Raw genomic sequence first — 7,086 nt, 5'->3', positions numbered from 1 at the left:
GAGCGGTCGCCGTGGACGATGTCGATCTCGACGTCGTCGAGGTGGACGAACTCGCCGTGGTAGGTGACCCGCTCCATGGCCAGCAGCCGGCGGGTGGCCTCGACCACCTCGCGCATGGCCCGCAGCGGCTTGCGGCGGTCGACCCCGACCTTGGCGGCGAGCGGCTCCCACCAGGCGCCCAGCCCCATCATCACCCGCCCGGGTGCCAGCTCGTCGAGGGTCGAGAAGGTGGCGGCGAGCAGCCCGACGTTGCGGGTCCAGATCGGGATCACGCCGGAGCCGACCTTGATCCGGCTGGTCACCGCCGCGTAGGCGGCCATCGGCACCGTGGCCTCCCGGACGAGCCTGCTCTCCGACTGCCACACCGCCTCGAAGCCGCGCTCCTCGGCGTACCTGGCGTAGTCCATCCCCTCCCGGATCGGGTGCAGGTCCTGCAGGTAGAGCGCGACTCTCATCGTCGGCTCCCTTCCGGCTCGAAGTCGTGCGGAGGGATGTCCTCCATCCGCGTCCACAGCCGCTCGGCCTCCCGAGCCCCGTCGAGGGCCGCGGACACCTCTTCCACCCGGGTGGACCGTCGGTTCTCCACGACCAGCTCGCCGGCGACGTACACGTCGCGGACCTGGCCGGCTGAGAGCCCGAAGACCCAGTGGCCGACCAGGTTGTCGGAGGTGACCGGTGTCGGGGTCGGGTAGTCGAGCACCACCAGGTCGGCGGGGGCCCCTGGCTGCAGAGTCCCGAGGAGGGGCTCCCCGTGGACCCGCCCGGCGAACCGGGCTGCGTCGGCCAGCCGGACGAGCGGCCAGCTGCCCGGGGTCGCCACGTCGGCCTCGCGAGCCCGGAAGTAGCCCACCTGGGACTCGGTGAACATGTCCCCACCGATGCCGTCGGTGCCGAGGGGCACTCCGGCAGCGACGTGGCTGAACGGCGAGTGACCCACCCCGTTGTTCATGTTGCTGCGCGGGTTGCACACCACCGTGGCCCCGGCGTCGGTGATCAGCCGGACCTCCGCGGGGCCGACGTGCACGCAGTGCGCGAGCAGCGACCGGTCCGTGAGGACGCCGGCCCGCTCGAGCCGCTCCACCACCCCCGCGCCGCAGCGCGCCCGCGAGTCGTCCTGGTCGGCGGCGTCCTCCGCGACGTGGATGTGCACCCCCACCTGCGCCTCGCGCGCGGCGGCCACCAGGTCGGTGAGGGTGTCGTCGGAGAGGGTGAACGACGCGTGAGCACCCATCATCCCGCGCGACAGCCCGCCTGCCCGCGTCAGGAAGCGCCGGTTCTCCGCGATGCCGGCCGCGGCGCGCTCGGGGCCGTCCCGGTCGGTGACCTCGTAGCAGAGCACGCTGCGCACGCCGAGGCCCGCCAGGGTCTCGGCGATCAGGTCGAGGGAGCCGTCGATGGCGTGGGGGGAGGCGTGGTGGTCGACGATCGTGGTCGTCCCCGCCCGGAGCGCGTCGAGCCCTCCGCGCAGCGCCGAGGCACGGATCGACCGCTCGTCCAGCGCCCTGTCCAGCCGCCACCAGACGCGCTGGAGGATCTGCGTGAAGTTCACCGGGGCCGGCAGGTGGTAGGGCATGCCCCTGCTGAGGGCGGAGTAGAGGTGGTGGTGGGCGCACACGTTCCCGGGGATGATCAGCGTCCCCGAGCAGTCCCGGCGCGGCACACCCGGCGGCGCGGAGCCCACCGCCACGACCCGGTCCCCGGCGAGGATCACGTCCGCGGCGACGACCTCCGCAGGATCGAGGGAGACCACCACGGTCGCGCCGCACAGCGCCAGCGAGGGAACGTCTCGGTCCTCGGTCTTCGCCATCCTGCGCCCTCCCCAGCGCTTTCCACCCCAGTCTGCCCCTCTGCGCGGCGACCCGCCAGAGCAGGTGGGACCCGTCACGTGCTAGCGGTCCACCCCGGTGAACAGCACCGCCACGCGGTCGTCGGGACCCACGGTGCCGTCGGCCACCAGGGTCAGCAGTCCGGCCAGGCCGGCGGATCCGGTGGGGCAGACCGCGTGGCCGGCAGCGTGGCCGAGGTCGTGCGCCTGGGCCAGGAGCTGCTCGCTCACCACCAGGGGACGTCCGCCGGTGGCGAGCATCCCCGCGACGGTGGCCCGCCAGTCGTAGGTCTCGTCGTCGAGGATCCCGGTGGCGATGCTGCGTGGCTCGGTCTCCCAGGGCCACATGTACGCCGACCGGTGCTGGGCCGCCTCCCGCAGTGCGGCCTCGGCCTCCTCCCCGGTCGGGGTGGCCGGCAGGAGTGCGCGGACCAGCCGGTAGGCCCGTTCGAGCGGGTGCCCGCCGGTGGTCTGCACGGTGTGGGTGCAGGGGACCCGCTCGAGCACCCCGAGGTCGGCGGCCTCCGCGAGCCCCTGCAGGCACGCGCTCGCCAGGGCCCCGCCGCCGACCTGGACCACCAAGTGGTCCAGGCCGACGCCCTCCTCGCGCAGGGACGTGGCGATCTCGTAGGCCATCGTCTCGCCACCCTCGATGACCAGCCCGTTCTCGGGGCCCTGGCAGGTGAAGGGGACGGCACCCGCTGCGATCGCCGCCCGCAGCCGCGCGTACGTCGGGTCACCGGGCGTGCCGTCGGTGTGGGTGCAGGTGACCACGTCGGCCCCCAGCTCCCTCAGCGATTCCAGGACGTGGTGATCGGCGTGCCGGGGCACGAACACCCGCAGCCGCCGGTCGGCGGCCCGGGCGAGCACGGCCGCGGCGAGAGCGGCGTTGCCGCAGCTCGCGATGGCCAGGTCGGGCCGGCGCGCCGGGTCCGTCAGGCCGGCCCGCTCGGACACCTCCAGGTGCAGCAGCACCCCCATCAGGTGGCGAGCCTTGTGCGAGCCCGCGACGTTGCCGGTCTCGTCCTTGACCCACACGCCTCCGGCGGCACTGAACCCGAGCCGGTCGGACAGGACGGTGCTGCGGCCGAACGGCGTGCTCAGGAAGCCCCGGCCGGCCACCCGGCTGACGGCCTCGTCGAGGCGGGCGGCGAGCGCGACGTACTCGTCGTCCGGCACTCCGGCGGCCCGGGCGCGGTGCTGGCTGTGCAGCAGGCCCCGGTAGCGCACGAACGGCGAGCCGTGGTCGGCAGGACCGGGTGGGAAGCGCACGCGGTCCAGGTCCAGCACCCGCACCAGCACGTGGTCCACGTCGTCGGCACCTGCCCGCGGGCAGCGGAACGGGTAGGGGTCCAGGGGCGGCGGGGCGGCACCGCACCCCGCGCAGACGAGACGGCTGGCCGGCGGCCTCACCGGGGACCGGCACCGGTGCGCGCGTTGAAGTCCACGATCAGCTGGTCCCAGGCCTCGACGCGGTCGACCAGCCCGGTCCAGAACGCCGGGTCCCGACGCACCATGAAGTCCTCGATCGAGGTACCGCGCTGCTCCACCCACGTGTAGTAGCCGAGGTTGAAGATCCGGTCGCGGTCCTCGCTCGTCGTCTCCAGCAGGTCGCTGGTGTCCGCCCCGAGCATCCACCGGCCGAACACCTCGGCCGCCGTGGTCTCGTCGAACCCTCGTGCGAAGTCCCGGGCCCGGATCCGCCGCCGCTCGCTGTCGTAGAGCTCCGCGCCGTCCGTGGCGACGGTGACGACCACGTCGTCGGGCCCCAGGTCGAGGTGCTTGGCCAGCTTCACGGCGGCGATGACGTTGCAGATGCTGGACAGGCCGAACGACGGCAGTGCGGCAAGGACCGCCTCGGGGACGCGGCGACGGTCGCGGAGGTAGGCCAGGCCGGCCGGGTCGTCGAAGAGGATCGAGAGCTGGTCGGTGGCCCGGTCGGTGACGGCCACGACCACGTCGGTGTGGTGGACGTGATGGATCAGGGGGATGTGCTTGTCACCGATCCCCTGGATGTTGTGCGCGCCGAACCCGTTGCGGAGCATGGTCGGGCACTCCAGCGCCTCGACGGCGACGACCGCGGCGTCGTACTTCTCCTTCAGGTGCTCTCCCGCGCCGAGCGTGCCCGCGGAGCCGGACGCCGAGACGAAGGCGCGCAGGCTCAGGTCGGGCTGTCCGGCGCGCAGGTGCTCGAACACCTCTCCGAGCGCCCGGCCGGTGCACAGCCGGTGCGCCAGGTGGTTGCCGTACTCGGCGAACTGGTTGAGGACCACGTTGCCGGGGTCGAGGGCGAGCTCCTCGCACGCCTCGTAGATCTCGCGCACGTTGCTCTCGGTCCCGGGGGTGGTGACGATGTCCTCCGGGGAGGTCACCCACTGCCGGAGCCAGGCGAACCGCTCCCGGCTCATCCCCTCGGGGAGGACCGCGACGCCGCGGCAGCCCAGGATCCTGGAGATCGCCACTCCCCCGCGGCAGTAGTTGCCCGTCGAGGGCCACACCGCCCGCTGTGCGGTGGGGTCGAACCGGCCGGTGACGATGCGTGGGACCAGGCAGGCGTAGGCGGCGAGGACCTTGTGGGCCCGGATCATCGGGAACCGGTCGCCGAGCGCCACCGCGATGCGGGCGTCGACACCGGTGAGCTCGGGGGGCAGCACGACGTGGGCCGGCACAGCGGTACGCCGGGTGCGGGTCGGGTCGTTGTACCAGTGGATGCGGAACAGGTTGCGTGGATCGGCCTCGTCGGGCCCCACCGGGGAGAGGGACTCGCTGACCGGGAGGGGCATGCGACGGGGATCGGCGAGCTCGGCGAACGTCGGCAGGGCGATGCCGGCGGACCGGAAGTGGGCGACTGCGCGGTCGCGCGTCGCCGTGTCGACGACGCGTTCGGCGACGAGTGGTGACGACAACGGGACTCCCCTCGGACGGTTCAGCCCAGCCGCTGCAGCCGGGTGGCGACGGCCCGGTGCCGCAGGAGGATCTCCTCCAGCCCGGGGTGGACCAGCGCGGAGTCCTCGACGACCGGGACGCCCGCGACCACGGTGTGCCGGGCCGCGACCGGCCCGCAGCGCAGCCACGCCTCGACCGGGTCGGTGAGCGCCCCCGCGAAGGGGATCCCGGTCAGCGGCCAGCAGGTGACGTCGCCCGCCGCCCCGGGTGTGAGGGTGCCCAGCTCGCCGGCGCGGCCCAGGCACGCCGCGGAGCCCCGGGTCGCGATGTCCAGCACGTCGCGGGCGGTCATGCCGGTCGGCCCCTTCCGCTGGTGCCCGAGGAGCAGCGCGATCCGGGCCTCCAGCCAGAGGGAGGCGTGGTCGGTCGAGGCGGACCCGTCGCAGCCCAGCCCGACCGGGACTCCGGCGGCGCGGAGCTCGGCCACCGGAGCCATGCCGCCGCCGCCGATCAGCATGTTCGAGGACGGGCAGTGGGCGACCCCGACCCCCGCGGCGCCGAGCCGGCGTACCTCGGCGTCGTTGGGGTAGATGCAGTGCGCGACCCAGCTGCGGTCGGTCAACCACCCGACGTCCTCGAAGTGCTCGATGGTCCGCTTCCCGAACGTCTCGGCAGCGAAGCGGTCCTCGTCGGGGTCCTCGGCCAGGTGGGTGTGCAGCCGGACGTCGAGCCGCTCGGCAAGCTCGGCGGTGCGGCGCATCAGGTCGGCCGAGACCGAGAACGGCGAGCACGGCGCGAGCGCGATCCGCACCATGGCCCCCCAGCTCCGGTCGTGGTGGCGGGCGACCAGCCGCTCGCTGTCGGCGAGGATCTCGTCGTCGTCCTGCACCACCGAGTCCGGCGGCAGCCCCCCGTCCTTCACCGACAGGCTCATCGAGCCCCGGGTGGGGTGGAACCGGACGCCGAGCTCCCGCGCGGCGGCGATCTCCGCCGAGATCAGGTCCCCACCGTTTCGCGGGTGCACGTACAGGTGGTCGGTCGTCGTGGTGCACCCGCCCAGGGCGAGCTCGGCCAGGCCGACCCAGGCGGACAGGTAGGCCGCCTCCTCGTCGAGGCCGGCCCACAGCGGGTAGAGCGTGGTGAGCCAGGTGAACAGCGAGGCGTTGGCAGACGGCCGGTAGGCCCGGGTGAGGTTCTGGTAGATGTGGTGGTGGGTGTTGATCAGTCCCGGCGTCACCAGGCACCCGTCGGCGCGGAGCACCCGTGTCGCTGTCGGCCGCGCGTCCGCCGGTCCGCCCACCGCCACGACCAGGCCGCCGTCGAGGGCGAGCCAACCCCCTGCGATCTCACGATCCTCGGCGTCGAGCGTGGCCACCAGCTCGGCCCCGTCGATCAGCAGCTCGACGGTCACAGTGCGAATCTAGCCGGTGTCGCACGCACGGTCGACGGGCCCCGTTGACACCGGCTCCACCGATGGTCAGAGTGGAGGTGACGGCTCGCCTCGGCGATGCCAGCAGGGGGTGACACAAGGCTCTCGCCCGGGTTGCGGAGAGCCCTCACCGTCCCTACATCCTGGCTCGCCCGTAGGGGTCGGGCCCTCTCGCGGAGGTTGACGATGCAACTTCGACTTCGCTTGCTCGGCGCCGTGGCGCTCGCCACGGTGCTCACGATCCCGGCGGCTGGCGCATCCGCCATGCCCAAGGACGACCCGCTGCCCGACGCCCTGCTCTTCTGCGGGCCCGGACTCGAGGTCGCCATCAGCGACTTCACCTTCCCCACGGTCGGCGCCGGGGTCATCTGGCTCAACGACGCCGGAGCGTACTTCGGCCGCTGGAACTTCCTGGAGTTCGAGCACTACGGCGCACCCGGCTACGCCACGGCGCCCGTGCCGAGGGCCGAGCTCGAGGCGAGCTACGCTCCCCTGCCCGGCGGCAAGTCCTTCGGCGTGAAGGCGGGCATGGACCAGACCCTGGAGTGCCAGATCGTCTCCCGGTACCGCGGTGCCACCCCCGACGAGGACTTCACGGTCTTCGGCCCACTGACCCTGGGTCGCGCCAACTAGGCAGATCGGGCCCGGTGACCGAGCGCCTCGATCAGCGGCCGGGGGTCGGGGTGCTCCTGGGTGCCCTGCAGGATGACCGAGTCGGCGCCCGCGCCGGCCAGCTCGGCGACGCGCTCGGCCACCTGCTCCCGCATCGCCCCGGCCGGCTGCGCCGGGTCCACCTCGGTGTAGGCCGTCACGACCGCGCGCCCGGGCCGGCCCGACCCCTCGCGCCCCTCGTCCACCCGCGCCCTCGCCCGGCGGACCGTCCCCGGGTCGGTCACCGAGCCCAGCAGCACTCCGCGGGCCTCCTCGCCCGGAAGGGCGCCCGTGC

Annotated in this window: 7 protein-coding genes; 1 reads left to right on the top strand and 6 read right to left on the bottom strand. The window is 73.6% G+C overall.

Going from position 1 to position 7,086, the window contains the following annotated elements; translation table 11 throughout:
* The 5 genes from PLP61_RS13215 to PLP61_RS13195 form a co-directional block, all read right to left on the bottom strand.
* Positions 1 to 455, bottom strand: a 455-nt coding sequence (locus tag PLP61_RS13215; RefSeq protein ID WP_324503202.1) for an LLM class flavin-dependent oxidoreductase, incomplete at its 3' end; no start/stop codon positions are given.
* Positions 452 to 1,807 carry an amidohydrolase family protein gene (locus tag PLP61_RS13210; protein WP_324503201.1) on the bottom strand — a complete coding sequence of 452 codons (1,356 nt, stop codon included), beginning with the start codon at positions 1,805 to 1,807 and terminating at the stop codon, positions 452 to 454. The genes PLP61_RS13210 and PLP61_RS13215, both read right to left, overlap by 4 nt.
* Positions 1,808 to 1,888: 81 nt before the next feature.
* A complete protein-coding gene (locus tag PLP61_RS13205) occupies positions 1,889 to 3,136 on the bottom strand; it encodes a pyridoxal-phosphate dependent enzyme (RefSeq protein WP_324503200.1) in 1,248 nt (415 codons plus the stop codon).
* 98 nt (positions 3,137 to 3,234) lie between these two features.
* Positions 3,235 to 4,731 (bottom strand): pyridoxal-phosphate dependent enzyme, encoded by a 1,497-nt coding sequence (locus tag PLP61_RS13200; RefSeq protein WP_324503199.1) that lies wholly within the window; start codon positions 4,729 to 4,731, stop codon positions 3,235 to 3,237.
* Between the two features lie 20 nt (positions 4,732 to 4,751).
* A complete protein-coding gene (locus tag PLP61_RS13195; RefSeq protein ID WP_324503198.1) occupies positions 4,752 to 6,122 on the bottom strand; it encodes an 8-oxoguanine deaminase in 1,371 nt (456 codons plus the stop codon).
* A 282-nt stretch (positions 6,123 to 6,404) separates the two neighbouring features.
* Between PLP61_RS13195 and PLP61_RS13190 the strand changes: the two genes are divergently transcribed.
* The gene (locus PLP61_RS13190; RefSeq protein ID WP_324503197.1) at positions 6,405 to 6,773 is read left to right on the top strand and encodes a hypothetical protein; all 369 of its coding nucleotides are present in this window, start codon (positions 6,405 to 6,407) and stop codon (positions 6,771 to 6,773) included.
* Here the strand turns inward: PLP61_RS13190 and PLP61_RS13185 are convergent.
* A partial coding sequence (locus PLP61_RS13185) for a hypothetical protein (protein ID WP_324503196.1) occupies positions 6,770 to 7,086 on the bottom strand: 317 nt, incomplete at its 5' end. The two genes, PLP61_RS13190 and PLP61_RS13185, sit on opposite strands and share 4 nt — an antisense overlap.

This window comes from Nocardioides sp. (assembly GCF_035429765.1).
In the GTDB taxonomy this organism is placed as follows: domain Bacteria; phylum Actinomycetota; class Actinomycetes; order Propionibacteriales; family Nocardioidaceae; genus Nocardioides.
Note: the sequence above shows the minus strand (reverse complement) of the source record. Positions and strands in the feature narration are given on the sequence as shown.